The sequence below is a fragment of the Dyadobacter sp. genome (assembly GCF_039919315.1).
Taxonomy (GTDB): Bacteria; Bacteroidota; Bacteroidia; order Cytophagales; family Spirosomataceae; genus Dyadobacter.
This window is the reverse complement of sequence record NZ_JBDSFX010000089.1, coordinates 234,092-253,336: the sequence shown is the minus strand read 5'-3', so window position 1 is coordinate 253,336 and position 19,245 is coordinate 234,092. Positions and strand designations below refer to the sequence as shown.

At 43.3% G+C, this 19,245-nt stretch carries 22 protein-coding genes; 17 read left to right on the top strand and 5 right to left on the bottom strand.

Translation table 11 applies throughout. The annotated features are described in order from the left end of the window. The first annotated feature begins 286 nt into the window (after window positions 1–286). The 3 genes from ABIO93_RS25540 (at window position 287) to ABIO93_RS25530 (ending at window position 6,558) form a co-directional block, all read left to right on the top strand. Entirely contained in the window at window positions 287–1,570 is a 1,284-nt protein-coding gene (locus ABIO93_RS25540) for an MFS transporter (RefSeq protein ID WP_348072833.1), read from the top strand. 139 nt (window positions 1,571–1,709) lie between these two features. Next, window positions 1,710–2,927, top strand: a complete 1,218-nt coding sequence (locus ABIO93_RS25535) for a GDSL-type esterase/lipase family protein (protein ID WP_348072832.1) — start codon at window positions 1,710–1,712, stop codon at window positions 2,925–2,927. Window positions 2,928–3,096: 169 nt separating this feature from the next. After that, on the top strand, window positions 3,097–6,558 hold the full coding sequence (locus tag ABIO93_RS25530; RefSeq protein ID WP_348072831.1) for a PVC-type heme-binding CxxCH protein: 3,462 nt from the start codon (window positions 3,097–3,099) through the stop codon (window positions 6,556–6,558). Window positions 6,559–6,757: 199 nt separating this feature from the next. Here ABIO93_RS25530 and ABIO93_RS25525 read toward each other — a convergent pair whose 3' ends face one another. Further along, the gene (locus ABIO93_RS25525; protein ID WP_348072830.1) at window positions 6,758–7,648 is read right to left on the bottom strand and encodes an NAD(P)H-binding protein; all 891 of its coding nucleotides are present in this window, start codon (window positions 7,646–7,648) and stop codon (window positions 6,758–6,760) included. A 79-nt stretch (window positions 7,649–7,727) separates the two neighbouring features. Here ABIO93_RS25525 and ABIO93_RS25520 point away from each other — a divergent pair, with 79 nt between their 5' ends. The 5 genes from ABIO93_RS25520 to ABIO93_RS25500 all read left to right on the top strand — a co-directional run bounded on the left by ABIO93_RS25520 (window position 7,728) and on the right by ABIO93_RS25500 (window position 10,935). Continuing rightward, window positions 7,728–8,105: a helix-turn-helix domain-containing protein gene (locus ABIO93_RS25520; RefSeq protein WP_348072829.1), complete on the top strand. Its 378-nt coding sequence runs from the start codon at window positions 7,728–7,730 to the stop codon at window positions 8,103–8,105. 33 nt (window positions 8,106–8,138) lie between these two features. Then, the gene (locus tag ABIO93_RS25515) at window positions 8,139–9,446 is read left to right on the top strand and encodes a BNR-4 repeat-containing protein (RefSeq protein ID WP_348072828.1); all 1,308 of its coding nucleotides are present in this window, start codon (window positions 8,139–8,141) and stop codon (window positions 9,444–9,446) included. A gap of 25 nt (window positions 9,447–9,471) precedes the next feature. Next, complete coding sequence (locus ABIO93_RS25510; protein ID WP_348072827.1) at window positions 9,472–9,681, top strand: hypothetical protein; 210 nt, start codon at window positions 9,472–9,474, stop codon at window positions 9,679–9,681. A 6-nt stretch (window positions 9,682–9,687) separates the two neighbouring features. Next, window positions 9,688–10,080 (top strand): putative toxin-antitoxin system toxin component, PIN family, encoded by a 393-nt coding sequence (locus tag ABIO93_RS25505; RefSeq protein WP_348072843.1) that lies wholly within the window; start codon window positions 9,688–9,690, stop codon window positions 10,078–10,080. 108 nt (window positions 10,081–10,188) lie between these two features. Then, window positions 10,189–10,935 (top strand): ThuA domain-containing protein, encoded by a 747-nt coding sequence (locus ABIO93_RS25500; RefSeq protein WP_348072826.1) that lies wholly within the window; start codon window positions 10,189–10,191, stop codon window positions 10,933–10,935. An 87-nt stretch (window positions 10,936–11,022) separates the two neighbouring features. On the opposite strand, the gene bla is transcribed toward ABIO93_RS25500, so the two are convergent. Next, window positions 11,023–11,760: a subclass B1 metallo-beta-lactamase gene (gene bla / locus ABIO93_RS25495; RefSeq protein WP_348072825.1), complete on the bottom strand. Its 738-nt coding sequence runs from the start codon at window positions 11,758–11,760 to the stop codon at window positions 11,023–11,025. A gap of 139 nt (window positions 11,761–11,899) precedes the next feature. On the opposite strand from bla, the gene ABIO93_RS25490 reads away from it, so the two are divergent. From ABIO93_RS25490 to ABIO93_RS25450, 9 genes are all read left to right on the top strand, one after another. Then, window positions 11,900–12,529, top strand: a complete 630-nt coding sequence (locus tag ABIO93_RS25490; RefSeq protein ID WP_348072824.1) for a Crp/Fnr family transcriptional regulator — start codon at window positions 11,900–11,902, stop codon at window positions 12,527–12,529. Between the two features lie 79 nt (window positions 12,530–12,608). After that, window positions 12,609–13,067: a DsrE family protein gene (locus ABIO93_RS25485; RefSeq protein WP_348072823.1), complete on the top strand. Its 459-nt coding sequence runs from the start codon at window positions 12,609–12,611 to the stop codon at window positions 13,065–13,067. Window positions 13,068–13,087: 20 nt separating this feature from the next. Beyond that, window positions 13,088–13,261, top strand: coding sequence for a DUF1059 domain-containing protein (locus tag ABIO93_RS25480; protein ID WP_348072822.1), 174 nt, complete (start codon window positions 13,088–13,090; stop codon window positions 13,259–13,261). A 134-nt stretch (window positions 13,262–13,395) separates the two neighbouring features. After that, window positions 13,396–13,761, top strand: a complete 366-nt coding sequence (locus tag ABIO93_RS25475; protein WP_348072821.1) for a DUF1304 domain-containing protein — start codon at window positions 13,396–13,398, stop codon at window positions 13,759–13,761. Window positions 13,762–13,867: 106 nt separating this feature from the next. Continuing rightward, on the top strand, window positions 13,868–14,062 hold the full coding sequence (locus ABIO93_RS25470) for a hypothetical protein (protein ID WP_348072820.1): 195 nt from the start codon (window positions 13,868–13,870) through the stop codon (window positions 14,060–14,062). Beyond that, window positions 14,059–14,316, top strand: a complete 258-nt coding sequence (locus ABIO93_RS25465) for a type II toxin-antitoxin system RelE/ParE family toxin (protein ID WP_348072819.1) — start codon at window positions 14,059–14,061, stop codon at window positions 14,314–14,316. Before ABIO93_RS25470 ends, ABIO93_RS25465 begins: the two co-directional genes overlap by 4 nt. Window positions 14,317–14,408: 92 nt before the next feature. After that, on the top strand, window positions 14,409–14,639 hold the full coding sequence (locus ABIO93_RS25460; protein ID WP_348072818.1) for a hypothetical protein: 231 nt from the start codon (window positions 14,409–14,411) through the stop codon (window positions 14,637–14,639). Then, window positions 14,632–14,952, top strand: coding sequence for a type II toxin-antitoxin system PemK/MazF family toxin (locus tag ABIO93_RS25455; protein WP_348072817.1), 321 nt, complete (start codon window positions 14,632–14,634; stop codon window positions 14,950–14,952). Before ABIO93_RS25460 ends, ABIO93_RS25455 begins: the two co-directional genes overlap by 8 nt. A gap of 36 nt (window positions 14,953–14,988) precedes the next feature. Then, entirely contained in the window at window positions 14,989–15,282 is a 294-nt protein-coding gene (locus ABIO93_RS25450) for a nucleotidyltransferase domain-containing protein (RefSeq protein ID WP_348072816.1), read from the top strand. Window positions 15,283–15,407: 125 nt separating this feature from the next. On the opposite strand, the gene ABIO93_RS25445 is transcribed toward ABIO93_RS25450, so the two are convergent. The 3 genes from ABIO93_RS25445 to ABIO93_RS25435 all read right to left on the bottom strand — a co-directional run bounded on the left by ABIO93_RS25445 (window position 15,408) and on the right by ABIO93_RS25435 (window position 19,245). After that, on the bottom strand, window positions 15,408–15,779 hold the full coding sequence (locus ABIO93_RS25445) for a hypothetical protein (RefSeq protein WP_348072815.1): 372 nt from the start codon (window positions 15,777–15,779) through the stop codon (window positions 15,408–15,410). A 564-nt stretch (window positions 15,780–16,343) separates the two neighbouring features. After that, window positions 16,344–18,221 carry a DUF262 domain-containing protein gene (locus ABIO93_RS25440; RefSeq protein ID WP_348072814.1) on the bottom strand — a complete coding sequence of 626 codons (1,878 nt, stop codon included), beginning with the start codon at window positions 18,219–18,221 and terminating at the stop codon, window positions 16,344–16,346. Beyond that, window positions 18,208–19,245, bottom strand: a complete 1,038-nt coding sequence (locus ABIO93_RS25435) for a DUF4435 domain-containing protein (RefSeq protein ID WP_348072813.1) — start codon at window positions 19,243–19,245, stop codon at window positions 18,208–18,210. Before ABIO93_RS25435 ends, ABIO93_RS25440 begins: the two co-directional genes overlap by 14 nt.

The following is a 19,245-nucleotide window of genomic DNA, read 5'->3' as shown; positions in this document are numbered from 1 at the left end:
TAGGACTTTTTGCTGACAGTCTTTTTGCTTTTTGGTCTTGATTTTCCTTTTTTCTTCCGGGCATTAATGTTGTTCACCAGGGAATTTTTAACGCCCAATTTATTTTTTTTCCTGCTTTCTTCGCTTATGCCATTTTTGATCAAGTTTAAGGAATGCTATTATCAATTTCTGCGCCTGATCAGTACCCGCAATGCATTCAATCGGCATTATAATCAGGTAGAAATCCTTCGATTCCTATTTTAAAAGAGAAAGTCTCCACTGGCTTTCTCTTTTAAAAATCTCTTACATGAAAATACAGCTCGCTCAAAAACGATGGTTCCGCATCATTCCAGTTGTTTTTGTCACTTATAGCCTCGCCTATCTCGACAGGGCAAATTTTGGGTTCGCAGTAGCCGGTGGTATGGCCAAAGACCTTGACATTACCCCCAATACATCCACATTGCTGAGCTCATTATTCTTTCTCGGCTATTTCTTTTTTCAAATTCCCGGCGCGCATTACGCAGCAACACGTACAGCCAAAAAATTGATATTTATCTCGCTGATCCTATGGGGAGCATTGGCCGCCGCCACCGGGATGGTTAATGATACCACCTCACTCATTGTGATCCGGTTTATGCTCGGCGTGGTAGAAAGTGCGGTAATGCCTGCTATGCTGATCCTTTTGAGCCAATGGTTTACCAAAGAAGAGCGGTCGCGGGCCAATACATTTCTGATACTCGGCAACCCGGTGACGGTGTTGTGGATGTCCGTATTGTCCGGTTACCTCATTGAGTCAATGGGCTGGCGGTGGATGTTTATTTTACAGGGGGCACCCGGTATTATCTGGGCATTCATCTGGTGGCGACTCATCGATGAGCGTCCGAGGAATGCAAACTGGCTCACGGATGAAGAAAAACGCGCGGTTGAAGAAAAACTTAATGCTGAACAAGCCGGCATAAAACCTGTCAAAAACTATGCGGAAGCATTCAAATCCACGAAAGTGATTTTGCTTTGTCTACAATATCTGCTTTGGAGCGTCGGTGTTTACGGATTTGTAATGTGGCTGCCGTCCATTATCAAGGCAGCTCCCAATATGAGCATGGTCAATACGGGCTGGCTGTCTTCGGTACCGTATCTTTTTGCTGTAATCGGAATGTTGGCCGCATCTTATTTTTCGGATAAAACCGGCAATCGCAAAATATTTGTCTGGCCATTTTTACTGATTGCAGCGATCTGTCTTTATGGCGCCGTGTTATTAGGTCCTGATAAATTCTGGATTTCCTATGCATTGCTCGTCGTGGCAGGCGGGGCGCTTTACACTCCTTACGGCCCTTTTTTCGCCGCTATTGCCGAAATTTTACCAAAAAATGTAGCAGGCGGCGCCATTGGGTTGATCAACAGTCTGGGTGCACTGGGCTCATTTGCAGGCTCGTATCTGGTGGGTTACCTTAACACACAAACCGGGAACTTCAATGCTTCCTATACATTAATGGCCGGGGCGCTGATCCTTGCTACCATTATCACGATCATCGTTATTCCTGCTCCTGCCCTGGCCGCAAAACCGGCGGAAGTCGGGAACTTCGACCACTAGTATGCGCATATTTTATGTTTTTCATCTATGCTACGGTTAACTTCCGGCAGTATGTTCCTTTATACTTTTAACTCAGAAAGAATTTGCCCCTTTTCTGATTTTGGCAAATACAATCTGAAAACTACTAAACCCAAAGTGCATGAGAAGATTTGAAGTGCGTTACATTATTTTGTTGCTTTTTGCTTTCCTGGGACATTTTGTCTCAGCCCAAACTTCCTCTAAAAATTCCTTTGATCTCAAAGATGGTGACCGGGTTGTTTTCCTGGGCAATTCTATATTTGAGAATGAGTTTCAATACGGATATCTGGAACTGGCACTGACAACACGATTCGCGGACAAAGGCATTACTTTCCGCAATCTCGGCTGGACGGGCGACAATGTCTGGGGAGAAGCCCGGAGCACCTATACCAACCCGCCGACACCTTACGAACATTTGATTGAAGACATTACCAAGACAAAGCCAACTGTGGTTTTCCTGGGCTATGGAGGAGTGGAAGCTCAGGAAGGACAAGCTGGCGTGGCCCATTTCAAAGAAGGCCTGAACAAGCTGCTGGACAAAATCGAAGAATTGGGTGCAAAAACTGTGTTACTATCAACCATACCAGTCGTTTCCACAGACACTTCGCAGCATATCGACAACAGAAATGCTGATCTTGAATTGTATTCCAAAGCAATTTCCGACGTCGCAACCCAGCGCGGAAAACTGTTCATTGACATTTATAATCCAATCCTGAATACCAGTAAAAAAGAAGCGATTGTTGAAAATACGGTCCATTTGAATGAGCTGGGCTACTACTACCTGGCTACCATTCTGGAAAAAGCGTTGGGTCTAGACGCTGCAAAAGCGACGACAGCCATTACTATTTCCGGTAAAAAAGCAGAAGCTTCCAATGCGCGAATCGTTGCAAACGACAATGAAACGGCCCTGGTGAAGTTTACAGTCGAAAATCAATACCTGCCACTGCCTTCACCGCAGTCAGCGAGCTGGATTGTGGACAATGCAAGGATAGTAAGGATTTCGGGCCTGAAAAAAGGGTACTATACATTGACATCGGAAAACAATGAGGTAGCTAGTGCATCTGCCAAGGAGTGGGAAAAGGGTGTGGACATTAAGCAAGGGCCACAATTTAACCAGTCGGCTGAAATACGGAACATGATCCTGAAAAAGAATGAGCTGCACTTTTTTCAGTACCGCCCTCTGAATCAAACTTACATTATCGGTTTCCGCAGATACGAACAAGGTCGTCACGTGAAGGGTTTGGAAGAACAAAACCTGCTGATCAAATGGCTGGAAGGACAAATTATCCTCAACAGTGAGCCGAAGGAAGTAGTGTATGAGTTGAGGAAGTTGGAGTGACGAATGTTCTCTCCTGAGCGTACCGTGTCACCCTGAGCGGAGTCGAAGGGAGTGCACGATGCCCTTCGACTCCGCTCAGGGTGACATTTAGAGTAAGAAAATTAAAAATACTTAAACCCAAACGGCCCAATGCAATCGATAGCCGATTGCCGACAGCCGAAAGCCAATCATGAAAGCAACCAGGTTACTATACGGAGCATTGCTCCTTCCAATCATACTGCTGTCTACCTCTTCGAACAAGACACAGAACATTAAAGAAGACCCGGACCCGGATGTGCAGAAGGAGCTTGCATCATTCAAGGTCGCTGAGGGTTTCGAGGTAACCCTTTTTGCCGCTGACCCCATGGTCGCCAAGCCTATCCAGATGAACTGGGACGCCGAGGGGCGTTTGTGGGTGGTGAGCAGCACGGTTTATCCACATTTAAAAACCGGTGAGTCCGCCAATGACAAGATTTTTGTCCTCGAAGATACCGACGGTGATGGCAAGGCCGACAAATCCACCATTTTTGCGGAAGGACTGATCCAGCCCACCGGAATATTGCCGGGCGATGGAGGTGTATATGTTGCCAATTCAACTGAAATTCTGCATTTCTCGGATACTGATGGTGATGGAAAAGCTGACAAAAAGCGTCGCGTACTCAATGGTTTTGGTACAGGAGATACCCACCATTTGATCCATACATTCCGCTGGGGACCAGAGGGCCGCATGTACTTCAATCAGTCAATTTACATTTATAGCCACGTAGAAACACCATTTGGTATCAAACGCCTCGAAGGCGGTGGCGTGTGGGCGCTTAATACGCGTAACCTGGACATGGATGTGTATGCCAAAGGCCTGGTTAATCCCTGGGGGCTGCAGTTTGATCGCTGGGGACAATCGTTCCTGACCGATGGCGCTGGCGGCGAAGGGATCAATTACGCATTCCCGGGTGCGACATTTGTGACTGCTCCCGGTGCTGCACGCATTATGCGCGGACTGAATCCTGGTCAGCCTAAGCATAGCGGCCTGGATGTAGTTTCCGGTAAACATTTACCCGATGCATGGCAGGGAAGAATGATCACGAACGATTTTCGTGCTAACCGTATCAACAGTTTCAAACTCGAAGAACAAGGTGCTGGCTACGCATCCAAGCAGGCTGATGACCTGATGTGGACGGACGATGTAGCATTCCGTCCTGTCGATATCAATGTTGGCCCCGACGGAGCGATTTACGTAGCCGACTGGTATAACCCGATCATTCAGCACGGCGAGGTAGATTTTTACGACCCGCGACGCGATCAGCAGCATGGCCGAATCTGGCGCATTGTTGCCAAAAACCGCCCGCTCGCTAAAAAACCGCAACTAGCTAAGGCTACCACACCAGAATTGCTGGAATCTTTGAAGCTACCCGAAGAATGGACTCGCCTGCAAGCCAAGCAAGTACTGAAATCGAAAGGAGCAAAAGAGGTGATTCCCGCATTACAAAAGTGGGTAGCGGCTTTGGATAAGAATGATGCGAACTATGAACATAATCTGTTGGAAGCATTGTGGGTTTACCAGACCATGGAAACTGTCAATGAGCCAATTCTTTTAAATCTTTTAAATGCGAAAAGTCATAATGCACGTGCTGCTGCATTGCGTGCGCTGGAATTATGGTATACCAAAATTTCCAATGTACCCGCGTTATTGGCAAAATCGGTAAAGGATGAACATGCTCAGGTTCGCCTGGAATCGGTGATCGCTTTGCGCAAAACCAAAACAGCGGATGCTGCAAAAACGGCATTGTCGACATTGGATGCGCAAATGGATGAGTTCCTGGATTTCGCATTGTGGCAAACCGTCCGCGAACTGGAACCGATCTGGATCGCACGTTTGAAATCCGAGCCTGGATTTTTGGGCGACGCTAAGAAAACAGCCTATGCGTTAAAATCCGCGGTCAGTCCCGATGCAGCTACCTTACTGGTTCAGCTTTATCAAAAAGTTCAGGTACCGGAAGATTATCAAACGGATGTACTGACTTCCATCGCAGCCACCGGCAAACCTGCTGATTTGAGCACATTACTGGATCTGACGCTTCAAAACAAAGATAAAAATACGGCTGCAAGGCTCTCCGCTTTGGAAAATGCAGCCCGGCAACGAAATGTAAAACCGGACAAGAGTCCCGAACGCATTGCCACTTTTATAGGTAGTGAAGACGAATCAGTAAGCCTTGTCGCGATACGGTTAGCGGGTTTATGGAAACTGGATCAGCTCAATGCAAAACTCACGGATCTCATTCAAACAGGAACACCGGAAACTAAAAAAGCTGCATTAGGCGCATTGGCGGAGGTCGACAAGGCCAAAGCACAAAAGCTGATGATGGATTTGACGGGCCAAAAAAATACGCCGGAAGTACGCGTGATCGCCGCTTCCCAGCTCGCAGCTGTTGACCCAAAAACGGCGGCAGTAGTAGCAACGGAGCTGATCCGCACATTGCCGGCAGGAACCGATCTGACTGAGCTTTTCGTCTCATTTATCTCAACCAACCCAGGCGCAGCAGCACTCGGCGAAGCCATTGCCGCTAAAAAGATCCCTGAAGCAGCTGCTAAAACAGGTCGACAGCTTGTTCGTTCCCGCGGGGGCTGGACCAGGCAGAATATCGATGAAATGAAGATCCTGGTCAGTGCATTGGAAGCTTCCGGCGGATCATTGCCAACTCAGAAAATGCCACAGGATCTGAATGATCAGCAAATTGCTGGTCTGGCCAAATTGGTGAGAGAAAAAGGTGATGCCGCCAAAGGTGAAATGATTTTCCGCAGAGTCGAATCCAGCTGTACTACCTGCCACGCGATAGGCGGTGCCGGTGGATTAATTGGCCCTGACCTGAGCAGTCTGGGAACCAGCTCTCCTGCTGAAACCATTATCAAATCACTATTATATCCAAGCGAGTCGATTAAAGAAGGATATGATCTGAAACGTGTTGTGAAAAAGGACGGCTCTGAAATGTTGGGTTACCTCGCCTCTGACGGTGCTTCCGAGGTCGTAATTCGTGACGTAACTGGCAAGGAGGTTTCTATTCCAAAAAGCCAGGTGCAGGTGATGGAAAAAGTACCTGGCTCACTGATGCCTCCGGGATTGACGGCCGGTCTGGATCAAACTGAATTCATTAATCTGGTTGGATTTTTGACAAAATTGGGAGAATCGGGTGATTTCAGGGTGCCTAATACACGGTTTGTAAGGAAATGGGAATCGATCACCGCTGACAATCAAACAGCCGTCAAAATGTTCGGAGACGGGCCCATTATCGTTGGCAAAGGAGCTAGAATAACTTATCAGCCCGTTTACAGCAAAGTTTCAGGAGAACTGCCTATTGGCGACCTACCCGAAATGGAATCTGCTGCTAACAAGCCTTTCAGTGTTCTTCGGTTTGAAATTGAAGTACTTACGAAGGGAAATGTGACTTTCGCGCTGAACACGCCAAACGGAGTGACAGCTTACGCTGGGAGTAAACCGCTCGTGGCAACAGGTGGTAACTTTACGACGGCGTTACCACAAGGTATTCAGCAAATTACGCTCCGAATTGACAGAGGAATTGTGAAAGATGGCGGCCTGAAAGTGGAGCTGAAAGATACTGCCGGTGGTGCCCAGACCAGGTTGAAAATGGGGAAATAGCTTTTGAATTTGACAAAATAAGACCTGGAAAGTCTTGAAGACTTTCCAGGTCTCTCTTGCTTGTTATGCATTCTGGTTGACGCCGGCAAATTCCTTCGCGAAATTTTCTAGTTTGTAGCTTCCTAGATAGGCGTAATCTTCGACCGCCCAAAATAAGACCTGGAAAGTCTTGAAGACTTTCCAGGTCTTTCTTGCTGGGTTATGCATTCTGGTTCGCTCCTGCAAATTCCTTCGCGAAATTTTCTAGTTTGTAGCTCCCCAATGTTTCAGGACGGTTTTTCCAGTACTCTTCCTGCAATTTTCCACTACGGATAGATTGTCCCATAGCTACATAAGCGTCGGCAAAGCCCTGGTTTAATCCCGCTCCAAGCATTCCTTCCAGCGATTGCGCGTCAGTGAAAGGAACCCATGGTATGTTTTCTTTCCCAAGTGCTTTTCCCAAAATCGCCGCAATCTCGCTTGGGTGACGTTCGTCGCTGGATATGTAGGTAATCCTGTTGCCTGTAAACAGATTCAACAACTGCTCGGATGCCACTTTTGAAATGTCGCTGGTATGTACCAGCACCAGTTTTTCGTCCGTATCGCCGAAGTTACCGCCAGCAATTCCTGCATTTTCAATCAGGCCTGCCTGGCTGTACAAATTGGTAAAGAAATAAGACGGACGAAGGAAGCTCAGATTCAAACCAGGCAATGCTAATAGTTTTTCTTCCAGATATCCCAGCGCATCAATCGGGCCTGCCCCTTTTCTTAAATGCGCGCCAATACTGCTTAGCAACACGACGTGTTTAATGCTGCTTCCTTTCAAAGCTTCAATGTAATTATCAGCAACCTGGTGTTGAAATTTGATATAATCTTCGATTGCAAAGCTGCTTGGCACCATTAAATATGCCACGTCCGCATTTTTAAAAACACTTTTCAAGAATGTAACATCCTCTACGGAGCCAATCGCTGCGTGTGCGCCTAATGCTTCTATTTCAGATTTTTTATCAGTACTGCTGCTGATTACGGTTACGTCATGTTCGGCGTTTACTAAATTTTTGGTCACGGGTAAGCTGATATTTCCCAATGATCCTGTGATGATATATTTCATAATTGTTAGTTGTTTTTGTTGGGTACAAAGCTATATTTGTACTTACTTTTAGACAAGTACTTACCCCAAAGTATGTATCATGACAAAGATCAAAGAAACCTCAACCTACAATGCAAACCGAGAGATCGTCATGCAGGAATGTCCGGTTACCTATGTGATGAGTAAGATCGGCGGACATTGGAAACCGATCATTTTGTATCATTTACTTGCCGGAAGCAAACGTTATTCCGAAATCAAAAAGGCGATGCCGCATATCACGGAAAAGATGCTGATCCAGCATTTGAAACAACTGGAAAGCGACAATTTGCTGATCCGGGAAGCCAAACCGGTAGTACCGCCTTTTGTGACCTATACATTGACTGAGGCAGGCAGGGAATTGGAGATGGTGATTAATGCGATGGCGGTGTGGGCATTTAGGGATATGAAGAGAAATACCACATTACAAGCCTCCTGCTAGTATATTTATCAGAAATTCCTAACCCAAACATCTATGCGGCTTCCATTTTATGTGCTATTGTTTTTAAGCTTAGCTTCAAATGTCCTCGCTCAAACGCCTTTTACCCTGACTTCCGACGGTACCTGGTGCTGGTTTAGCGATCCGAGGGCCATTTATACCAAAGACGGAACCGTGGTGACCGGGTGGGTGACGAAAACCGGTGACATTATTTCCGCTTCGCTCAATCCTCAAAATGGCAAAATCCAGCAGAAAAGGCTCTATACCAAATTAGAAGTAGACGATCATGATAATCCTGCCTTTTTGGAACTGCCTGATCAGCGTATTTTGACTCAATATACCTGGCACGGTGGAGGCAAAAATGGCATGGGAGTTATCCAAAACACGACTTCGGATAAAAACGACATAACGACATTTTCCGACTCCCTCGTTTTCAAACCGCAGACGGCGGAGCTGCTCGAAAAATTTAAACGTGAGACCTATACCTATGCTAATCCGTTCATGTTGAGCACCGAGAACAACAAGATTTACAGCTTTGGACGATGGATCGGTTTCAAACCAAATTTCATTACTTCTACTGACAATGGTAAAACCTGGTCGGATCCCCGGGTTGTGATCACATCCAAAGAGCTGGACATCAATAACAGACCTTATGTCAAGTATTTTTCAGATGGCAAGTCGAAGGTACATTTGATCTTTACCGACGGGCATCCTCGAAATGAAGCGCTCAATTCCGTTTATTATTGTTACTACGAAAATGGCGCTTTCTGGCGGGTTGACGGCTCAAAAATAGCCAACGTAGACCAGCTACCATTCAATCCCTCAGATGCGTCGGTCGTTTACAAAGCCACTCCTGAGACGGGGCGGGCTTGGATTTTCGACATCGTGATCAATCAAAAAGGACAGCCGGTTGTCGCTTACACGCGTTACCCGACCAACGAAAAACATCAATATTTTTACGCAGTTTATGACGGCAAAAAGTGGGACGACCATCACTTGATAGATTCCGGAAAGTGGTTCCCGCAAACGCCGGAAGGAAAAGAAGAGCGTGAAGAAAACTACTCCGGTGGCCTGACCATTGATCCACTGAATCCTTCGGTCGTTTACTTTTCGCACGAAATCAACAACGTATTTGAAATTTCCAAAGGCGAAACCAAAGACCTAGGCAAGACCTGGAAAATAACTCCCATTACCCGGAATTCGACGCTGGACAATGTGCGTCCGGTGATTCCGAGATATAAAAAGAAGGGTGATAAAAATGTTTTGTTATGGATGCAGAATAAGAAATATGTGCATTATACGGATTATGATACGGGGATAATGTGGCAGAATATTAAACCTTAATGCAGCCTTTTGTTATATTTGTTATATGAACACAATGCGCGTCAATATTATAAATCCCAAAGCTGCTCGTCTTCTCAAAGATCTGGCAGATATGAAGCTCATTGAAATTCAGGACGTTCCATCAAATGGATTTCAGGATGTCTTGAAAAAGCTCCGTTCAAAGGCAAGCTCAGCACCAACGTTAGAAGAAATCACTTCGGAAGTTGAGTTGGTACGAGCTAAACGATATGCCTAAAAATCCCTGCGAATCATCATTGACACCAACCTTTGGATTAGTTTCCTTATTCGTAATGACTATTCCAAGCTGGATGAGGTGCTCTTCTCAAAGACCTGTAAACTGATATTCAGCAATGAACTGCTTCATGAATTTATATCTGTCGTAAAAAGACCTAAGTTCAGACGATACTTCGCACTATCAGATGTTGAAAATATTCTTGAAACGATCAATGAATTTGCCGAATTTATCGTAGTGAAAAGTAGTATTGAAATTTGTCGAGATGCAAAGGATAATTTCTTATTATCACTCGGTGCTGATAGCAATGCAGACTTCCTGTTGACTGGCGACAAAGATTTGCTCGAATTAGAATGTTTTCAGAACACAAAAATCAGAACAATTACGGACTTTTTAATATAAGTTTTCAGCGCTTTGAACTACTTATGAAAAGTATATTTCCTCCCCTTTTTGTTTTAACTATTAAACCAAAATATCCCTTTTAAAACAAAAAACGAATCCAATAACATCATGCAAAAAAAATTGCTCACCCTGCTTCTCGTCGTTCTGGTAGCAGCCACTTCTAATGCCCAGCAATTCAAGGCATTACTATTTACCAAAACCGCTGGTTTTCACCACGTATCCATTCATGAAGGTGTGGCGGGGATAAGGAATCTGGCTTCGAGACATAATTTCTCCGTGGATTGGCAGGAGAATGCGGACGTTTTTAATGAGAAAAGTCTGGCTAATTATCAGGTAGTGATTTTCCTGAACACCACCGGTGACATCTTAAATGACGCACAACAGGCTGCATTTGAAAAATACATCAAAAGCGGAAAAGGCTGGGTAGGAATCCACTCTGCCGCTGACACGGAGTACGATTGGGCGTGGTATGGTAAGTTGTGCGGAATGTATTTCAAAACCCACCCTGCGCAACAAACTGCATTCTTGGACGTGAAAGACAGCAATTTCCCAGGCTTGGAGCGTTTTCCAAAACGTTTGCTTTGGACAGATGAATGGTACGAATACAAAAAACCATACAATGCCGACGACCTGAAAATCCTGATTACATTGGACGAAAAATCATACGACCCAAAAACCAGTCAGGGAACCGGCATGGGCGCCGAACACCCGATGGCCTGGTACCATAACTACGACGGCGGTCGCGCATTCTACACAGGATTAGGACACATTGGATTGGTTTATTCCGATCAATCGTTCCTGGATCATTTGTATGGTGGCATTTACTGGGCAGCTACTGGAAAGGGGTTGAAGTAAAATTATGACTGCTTGTCAAGCTGAGCGGAGTCGAAGCATCGTGCACAATCCTTCGACTCCGCTCAGCTTGACAAGCAATTCCCTTCCCTATTTCTTCGTCTCGAACAATGCAATTGTGTAATCCAGTAATGAAGTATTACCAATGTTCCCATGACCGGGAATGACTACTTGTGCATCGGGATATTTCGATTTGATTTTGGATACTGTTGCTGACCAGTCCTTTTCATTTGCATCGGCCAAATTACCCTTTTTTGCATCGAGCTCCTTGATCAGACAACCTCCAAACATCGCTCTTTCACTAGGGAAATAGCCAATGATGTTGTCCCGCGTATGGCCCTCACCGTTAAACTCCGCAATCACTTTTTGATCGCCCACGGTCAATTCCAGGAGATTGTCAAAACCCTTTTGAGGTACTTGAAACTTTGCATTTTTTGCTGATTCAATGGTTTTGTTGGTCGCATAAGAAGGTATTCCACGCTTATGAAATGCATTCAGGCCAGCCACACAATCTTCATGAAAATGGGTGGCAATAACTGCTTTTACTTTACATTTCAGGCTGTTTTCAACCCAATCGATCACTGCATTGGAAGTTGAGTCGTCGACGGGTGTGTCAAAAATGATCGCTTCGCCTTTATCGAAAACGATCATTCCATTACATTCCACTCTCCCGAAACTTTGGGTTTGTAAATAGGTAACGTGCCTGAAAACATGGCTTTTTACTTTCTCAATGATGAGGTTATTAGTTTCAAGGCCTTGGTCCGGCTTTTGAGCCGATACGTAGCCGAATGTCAATAACAGAAGACAAAAAAGATACTGTCTGATCATAAAAATGTTTGAGTGATGAGTTTTGATGTTTTAGCTTTTACGCAAGATAAGGCAATTTTGCATGAGCATTCCATTCACAAAATCGACTTTACCCTGATTTTTTCATATCTTTTCCTGAGAGAACTGATAGCAACTTTTTATGGAACCAAACGAACTTCTTGCGAAGCTTCCAGTGGCATTTGCCGAACCCGGACTGAGGGAGGAAATGAGCCGGCATGGCAAGTATATGCAGGTCGGGAAGGGTGATACCATTGTCCGGGAGGGACAGTACCTGGACTTTTTACCGATCGTACTCAAAGGCGAGATCCGCGTTTTCCAACAAAAAGAAGACCGCGAGATCCTGCTGTACTATGTACGGGCAGGACAAACCTGCATGATGTCGCTTTCAGCGGCATATTTCAACAATACCAGCGTTTCCTATGGTGTAGCAACAGAACCGTCCGAAATCTTTGTTTTTCCTACGCGGATGGTCAGTGAATGGCAGCTCAAATATCCATCATGGAATTCATTTCTGATACAGACATTCCGAAGCCGGTACGAAGAATTGCTCGGATCGTTTGAGAGTGTGGCCTTCGATCCGATTGAAAAACGGGTGATGACCTACCTGACAAACCGTTCACGGCAGGAAAACAGCACTAAAATAGCAATCTCGCACCAACAACTGGCATACGAGCTTGGAACAACGCGGGTCGTCATTTCACGAATACTCAAAGCCTTCGAGCAGCAAGGCAAACTCAGTTTGTTCAGAGGATATATCCGGTTAAAATAAATTTTAGGGTTGTGTATCTTTTGATACCGTCGAGAGGCGGTAGCCTGGGTTATTTTTGTCCTACAAAAAATATATCCCGATGAAAAGAACATTCCTCACATTCGTCTCCCTGTTTTTGATATGGACGGCTACGATTGTCTGTGCTCAGTCCAGTTCCACTGTTTCTAATTCTCCAAAAATGAAATTTCTGATCCACGTTACACAATCCACCGAAAATCCGACGGTGGCGGCACTGGCATTCCTGGTAGCCAAAACCGCCCTTGAAGAAGGACATTCCGTTTCCATATTTCTAGCTGGCGATGCCGTGAAGCTCTTGCAGGAGCCCACGCTCGGTACACTTGCAGGCCTGGGCACAGGCAAGCTGCGCGAACATTATGATGCCATTGTTGCACATCACGGACGGTTTTATCTATCCGGCAACTCCTCCAAAGCCAGGGGTGTGACAGAGGAAGACCTGAAAGGAAAACCTGCCGAATTTGCCTTGCCAACCGTGTTAATCAGGCTGGCAACTGAGAGCGACCGTGTATTTACCTATTAACCATTTTTAACTGTATAGCTATGAAAACGCTACATTGCCGCGATGCGGGATTTGATTGTGAAGGTGTTATTAAAGCCACCACCGACGAAGAAGTGCTAAATCAGGCGGCAGCACATGCGCTTGAAGTCCACGGCGTGCAAGTCACTCCCGAACTGGCCGGACAGTTGCAAGCACTGATTAAGGACGAAAACTAACACATACTCACGCCCGAGAGCAAACATTCATTTTAAAGACAAGTACAGTAACACTATTTCAGAATACGGCAGGTTGCGCTTTATGCGTCAGCCTGTTTTTTTGTACCTTACCGACGAATTAAGCCTGAAACAAAATGGAAATCCTCGGAAAAATCCTCGTTGCCCTCGTCGCCATCGAGCACCTCTACATTATGTACATCGAAATGTTCGCCTGGGAGACGAAAGGCAAGGAAACCTTCAAAGGCTCACTCGCGCCCGAACTTTTCACACCAACCAAAGTACTCGCTGCCAATCAGGGACTATACAACGGTTTCCTGGCCGCTGGCCTGATCTGGACATTCTTCATTGAAGACCATCACTGGGCATTTCATGTCGCGATTTTCTTCCTGACGTGTATTATTACCGCAGGACTTTACGGCGCTGCAACGGCCAGCAGGAAGATATTTTTCGTGCAGGCATTGCCGGCGATTGTGGCTTTGGTGGTTTTGCATTTGAGGTGAAAAGTGACCGATTACCTTCTGGAGAGACCGAAGGATAATTGAGATTTACTGTCTTTGCTTATACCTTTCAAATGCTTAAATTTGTTTAAATCATAAAACGATTCCAATGAAACTGGCAGGTATCAAAACCGAATACACACCAAAAGGCAAAGTGAAACGCATAACGATCAGTGCCAACGCAAAAACCGAACTTGTAGAAGACCTTATCGATACCATTCTTTACGAAGAGAGAAAAGATGGAGAATTTGTATCACAAGACGAGGCTATGGAATTTTTGCGAAAAACTGGGAAGGTTAAGTGAGCTATACTATTCAGTATGAGAAGCGTGCTTTAAAAGAACTTTCCAAATTACCAGCCACAGTAGTCAAGCAAATTCTTGCGAAAATCGATTCGTTATCCGTTGATCCATACCAAACTGGTATCAAAAAACTGAAAGGCTTTGATAAGGTTTTCAGGGCTAAATCAGGAAATTACAGGATACTCTATGAAATTGAAGACGATAAGTTGCTCGTATTGGTCGTCGCTATCGGTGATAGGAAGAGTATTTATGAGTGATTTAAAACATTTTAGTAAGAAAATTGCCCGATTTGCTAGTGTAGGCATTCTACCGTTACATTCTTATCTTTGAATACACAAACTATAAAGCAATGACAAAACAAGCAATTATAGAACGGACAGTTGAAGCAATTAAACAGCTTCCACAGGACAAGGCTGAAGAAATATCAGATTTTGCAGATTTTGTCAGAAAACGCTATGAAGAAGATCAGCTTTCCCAGGGAATTCGCAAGCTAGCCGCAGAAAGTGCTGCATTTGAATTTCTGAATGACGAGGAGGAGCTATATTCTGTCGCGGATTTGAAAGTAGTATACAATGGCTAAGAGTGACATTGTGTTGATTACCTTTCCTTTTACCGATTTGAGTGGAAGCAAATTGAGGCCTGCTGTGATTTTAGCAGAAACCAAATTTGACTTGACAGTCTGCTTCATTACTTCACAAACTGGCTTTCAGGAACGAACAGATGTTCAGCTTATACCCAGTCCTTCCAACGGACTTAGGAAATTATCCCTAATCCGCACAAGTAAAATTGCTACACTAGACAGATTGTTAGCAAAAGGATTGTTAGGTAGAATATCAGATTCAGAAATAATCGATCTGAATGCAAAACTGAAAATTCTGTTTCAGCTCTCCTAGTAAACAAGCATTTGTACCCTCGAACAAGCCACAACCATGCTTCTCAGAACCAAAGACAGACAAACACTTTCAGAAATTTTCTCTTCTGTGAATGTTCCTATTGAAGTCTGGGCTTATGGTAGCCGGGTAAATGGTACTGCGCACGATGGCAGCGACCTTGATCTGGTTGTCCGCACAACATATTTAACGCCGCTGCCACTGGATATTCTGGTTGACCTGACCGACAAAATCCGGGAGAGTAATATTCCTATTCTCGTCGAACTGCGTGACTGGACTCGGCTTCCGGCAAGCTTTCACCAAAATATCGAGCGGCAGTACGAAGTGCTGTAAACTTGGACAAGTAAATTTATACCCGAGAAATCCGCGGAAGAAATAATAGCCGACTTAAAAGCCAGTCGCAAGTTTCGGAAAAAGGACCTTTCATTCTAATGTAAGGCCCTCCCATGGGTTAAATCTTACGCAAAAAAACTAGCTCTTCCCATCACTGCGGGGTGCCAGCTGCCGTCTCTTCTTCTTAATACTTTTGAAACTGTCAGGATTTCGTGCAGGCGTTCCTGCTGGTCGGCGATGGGGTCTTGGGCGTGGAAGTATTGGCCGATGATTTCGAATTCGAAGGAATCGGTTTTGGAGTCGTAGATGCCGGTGGGGATGCGGTTGCCGTCGGTCATGAGGGTGCCTAGCACGTATTGCGCTTCTTCCTCCGACGAACATCCCACGTGTTGATACTGGCCTTTCAACGTATAGAGTACGGAGTAACGGTTTTTTGTAAACTCCTGAGACTGGCTTTTCAACTTGTCCTTTTTTGTGTGTTTTTGTATTTGTATCATTGTAATTTCTGTTTCAAGGCCCCGTGTTTCTTTGAGGGGCTTTTGTGTGTTATTAAAATAGTTATGAAATGAGGGAAATGGTTGCTGTTTTTTTAATGTGTTTTATTGCCTTCGGTTTGGTTAACGTGGATTGGCTGTCAATAGTTTACCGGAATTTGGAGGATGGGGCAGATTCTTCCGATCTAAAAACAGTTACTTTGAATAGTCCAATTATTTTTCGACCTTACCAAAAAATTGCCATATTAAGGATACGAGGTCGTCTTAAGTCTTGAACGGAGTAGACATATGCCATGATTTCTTTGGCAAAAAAATTTTCTCGCCTCCTCGTAGTGGCAAGTGGCTTGAAATAAGTTGGTTCTATTAATTTACGCAGATCCGCAACAGCTATGAATAGTCAAAGCATATGTGGAATTTGACATGATAGCGTTGTTCTGAAGGCCAATACTTAAAAAATCGTAGTCTTAACTGTTCAGAAAACATCGGAATATGGTACTTTGACCGTTTCGTCTTGGAAGAGTGACTATTCTTATTATTAATTTCTGATTGTTCAGTGGTTTCAAATGGTCATTCACGTGCTGATATTGTGAAGTCTAGAAAGAGCAGTCTAGCCTTTTCGTCAAAAGTGCCTAGTTCGACATTCCATCTGTTTTCCATGAAATTGAGCATGTGTATACCACGTTTTAAAATTTGTTCATCATTCCAATCTGGTACATTTTTTAATTCCAACGTATTCGCAAAATCGCCGAAAAGCTCTTTTTTATCCTCGAAACATTGATCGAAATCATGTGCGCTATTAACCAGTATGAAATTTCCGAGACTTCCGGCGAGAAACTTTCTTTGCTGAGGAGAGTAGCTTCGAAAAGAATTTTTCCAGCAAGTAAGAATAGGTTTGCTCGGGTAAATCTGTTGAACTGAATTCAAACCACTCCAATTATTTGGCAATTCGTGCTGTCTTTGTAAGGACACATCATACTCAAATAAGAAATATCGAAGAAATTTCCAGTCGTAGTATCCACTGGTGTTGTCTCTCAAAAACAGGTCTCTGAGATAAGAATAGAAGCCGTCGATGTCGAAATAGCCATTAACATCTTTTTTGCCATAGATCCAAAGTGAAATATCTTCAATAACCGATTCTATTGTTGCATCTCCACTGTACAACTCATTTGCACGTGTAAAAAAATGATATGTTCCGGTATTTGATCGCTTGAAAGAGACATAAAATATTAAGAAAATATACGCTTCAATTGTACGAAGAAGTTTAGTAACCTTTGCTTTGTCGCTTTCTGTCAGCAATGCTGCAAGAATTAATGGAGCGAATGATTTTACTCCCAACCTATTCAGCTTCCGGAGCCATGTTATAATTTGTCGGGACTCTGCTATTTCCAAGGCATGAGGATGAGATGGGCTATTTATTAAAAACCATTGTTTAGCCCCCTCGGCGACACTTTCAATGTAATTCGATATCGAATTAAACCCTTCTTTGCCAGAGATTACATTCTGTGAGGTGTAATATCGCTCAAATAAATCTTTGGCATAAAACTCAGGCTCTCTTCTATCGTATCTTGCAAACATTATCCAGTGGTTCTGAAGAAATGAATCATCATCTAATCGCTGTTCCTTGTTAAAGCCCAAATATTTATAGATTGTTTTCCAATGTTCATTTATTTTGCTTCGTAGTTCGATCTTACGATCGCTATTTTCATTTGGTAAGAGTGTTGAAAGGTAAATAAGCCTGTTTTTTAACTTTTCTAAGTTTGATAATGGTTTTCCCCTGTTATTCATCGTTTCAAAAACTATGAATATATCCAGCTCCTTTTCAAGAATTTTAAAATCAAACATTAATTGTTGAGTTAGTTTTTGAAATAACGCTTCCAACTCAAATAGAGTCAATTTTTTGGTTTTTTCAATAAAGTACCTCTTAGCATTAAGCAGGTTGTTGGTGTAGACAGTTTCTTCAATTTGTGGTGAATTATCAGAAGGGTCCTGCTCAAATATCTCACGTTTCAAAAATTCATAGCTAGGATTGTCTCTATGATAGCCAAATAGAAAGCTTTTCTGCCCTGCCGCACTATTGACAGTAAATATATATTTATCAATTATCTGTTGTTTGGTGAGGTAATTTAGCTGACTACCTTCTGGCATCCTCTGACATACCACCCATATCAGAATTATTATCGTTGTAAGCCGCTGCTGGCCATCCACAATAAAGTATGCTTTGTCTCCACGCCCTTCGATTATCCACGTGTCCTCGTTCCAATTTTCATATTCAATTTTATCGACTAGTTCTACGCTAATCATCCCAGTGTAATGGACTTTGTCGGATTGCAGATTAATCAAATCTTGCCAAAAATCGTCGAGATTTGATCTATCCCATGAGTATCCGCGCTGGTAATCCGGGATTCTCAGAAGTTTGTTATTGAAAATACTTTTAACTGTGTCCATTTAAATTTGCGTAATTTCGTTTTGCAAAATTATTTACATCCTCAGGAAATCCCATCTTTGGGCAAACTAAGTCGAATATGTTGTCGTCGCTTATTGGCGTTCGAGCTCTTGGAACTGCTTCATGCTCAGATGATATATCTGAATCATTATCAAAGATTTTTTTTACTGCTTGATCTACCGTTTTAATGACTTCTATGAAAAACCAAAGCTCATATTTCCCACGGATATGAATTTTCGGATCGCTTATTAATTCAATTTCTTTATATTTTTGATATAGTTTGTAAAAAGATACGATGGATTTGTCATAATTACACTTTTCAACTAGAATATCGAGAATGCCTTTATTTCTTAGTAAATTCTTTTGCAGTTTTGTCGATTTAGTATCTCGGATTATTTTGTTATAGATGTAATCGGTGCGAAGTTTTTTGAACATGTATACCATTCCTTCAATGTGGATAAAATATGCAAGTTTGAATTTATCCAACTCCGCTTTTTTTGTTTTTTCCCGATCTAACAAAATAAATTTGGTAAACACCTTCATCTGCTTTACAAAAAGCGAGTATGCAACATTGTACAAGTCGATTAATTTAATTTTAACTTTGCTATTCATATGGGTGAAGAATCTTCCTAAAATTATTTCTAGAATCTCTGAGCTAACCAGGTAATTTTCAATTGAATAGTATTTAGTATAAAAAAAATTTATTTCTTTTATCATTGGTATATTTAGGATGTCATCATAGTCTTTGTCTACAAAAAATAGTAGTAGCGATGAGTTATAAGCAGTTGTTTTAATTTCATTAAATATCTCTTTAACATTCTTTTTACCCTCCATTGAATAGTGCTCGATTTTGTATCCTGTGAACACGTGTGCTATTGTATGGCGATAGAATTCAAAATCATCGTTGTTTTCTGTAAAAACGTGTAAGGACTTTTCGTTTCGAATATATTTTTGTTGTAACTGTATAAATCTCGCACGCGGGACAATGACTTTTTTTTTCTCGAACAATAGGTCTTTATAATCCAT

Bases quoted from the DNA above. Each gene is read 5' to 3' on its own strand.
- ABIO93_RS25450 (WP_348072816.1), top strand. From the start codon at position 14,989: ATGCTTCTCAGAACCAAAGACAGACAAACACTTTCAGAAATTTTCTCT.
- ABIO93_RS25540 (WP_348072833.1), top strand. From the start codon at position 287: ATGAAAATACAGCTCGCTCAAAAACGATGGTTCCGCATCATTCCAGTT.
- ABIO93_RS25515 (WP_348072828.1), top strand. From the start codon at position 8,139: ATGCGGCTTCCATTTTATGTGCTATTGTTTTTAAGCTTAGCTTCAAAT.
- ABIO93_RS25485 (WP_348072823.1), top strand. From the start codon at position 12,609: ATGAAAAGAACATTCCTCACATTCGTCTCCCTGTTTTTGATATGGACG.
- ABIO93_RS25520 (WP_348072829.1), top strand. From the start codon at position 7,728: ATGACAAAGATCAAAGAAACCTCAACCTACAATGCAAACCGAGAGATC.
- ABIO93_RS25460 (WP_348072818.1), top strand. From the start codon at position 14,409: ATGACAAAACAAGCAATTATAGAACGGACAGTTGAAGCAATTAAACAG.
- ABIO93_RS25475 (WP_348072821.1), top strand. From the start codon at position 13,396: ATGGAAATCCTCGGAAAAATCCTCGTTGCCCTCGTCGCCATCGAGCAC.
- ABIO93_RS25480 (WP_348072822.1), top strand. From the start codon at position 13,088: ATGAAAACGCTACATTGCCGCGATGCGGGATTTGATTGTGAAGGTGTT.
- ABIO93_RS25525 (WP_348072830.1), bottom strand. From the start codon at position 7,648: ATGAAATATATCATCACAGGATCATTGGGAAATATCAGCTTACCCGTG.
- ABIO93_RS25455 (WP_348072817.1), top strand. From the start codon at position 14,632: ATGGCTAAGAGTGACATTGTGTTGATTACCTTTCCTTTTACCGATTTG.
- ABIO93_RS25470 (WP_348072820.1), top strand. From the start codon at position 13,868: ATGAAACTGGCAGGTATCAAAACCGAATACACACCAAAAGGCAAAGTG.
- ABIO93_RS25440 (WP_348072814.1), bottom strand. From the start codon at position 18,221: ATGGACACAGTTAAAAGTATTTTCAATAACAAACTTCTGAGAATCCCG.
- ABIO93_RS25510 (WP_348072827.1), top strand. From the start codon at position 9,472: ATGAACACAATGCGCGTCAATATTATAAATCCCAAAGCTGCTCGTCTT.
- ABIO93_RS25435 (WP_348072813.1), bottom strand. From the start codon at position 19,245: ATGGATTATAAAGACCTATTGTTCGAGAAAAAAAAAGTCATTGTCCCG.
- ABIO93_RS25535 (WP_348072832.1), top strand. From the start codon at position 1,710: ATGAGAAGATTTGAAGTGCGTTACATTATTTTGTTGCTTTTTGCTTTC.
- bla (WP_348072825.1), bottom strand. From the start codon at position 11,760: ATGATCAGACAGTATCTTTTTTGTCTTCTGTTATTGACATTCGGCTAC.
- ABIO93_RS25445 (WP_348072815.1), bottom strand. From the start codon at position 15,779: ATGATACAAATACAAAAACACACAAAAAAGGACAAGTTGAAAAGCCAG.
- ABIO93_RS25500 (WP_348072826.1), top strand. From the start codon at position 10,189: ATGCAAAAAAAATTGCTCACCCTGCTTCTCGTCGTTCTGGTAGCAGCC.
- ABIO93_RS25490 (WP_348072824.1), top strand. From the start codon at position 11,900: ATGGAACCAAACGAACTTCTTGCGAAGCTTCCAGTGGCATTTGCCGAA.
- ABIO93_RS25530 (WP_348072831.1), top strand. From the start codon at position 3,097: ATGAAAGCAACCAGGTTACTATACGGAGCATTGCTCCTTCCAATCATA.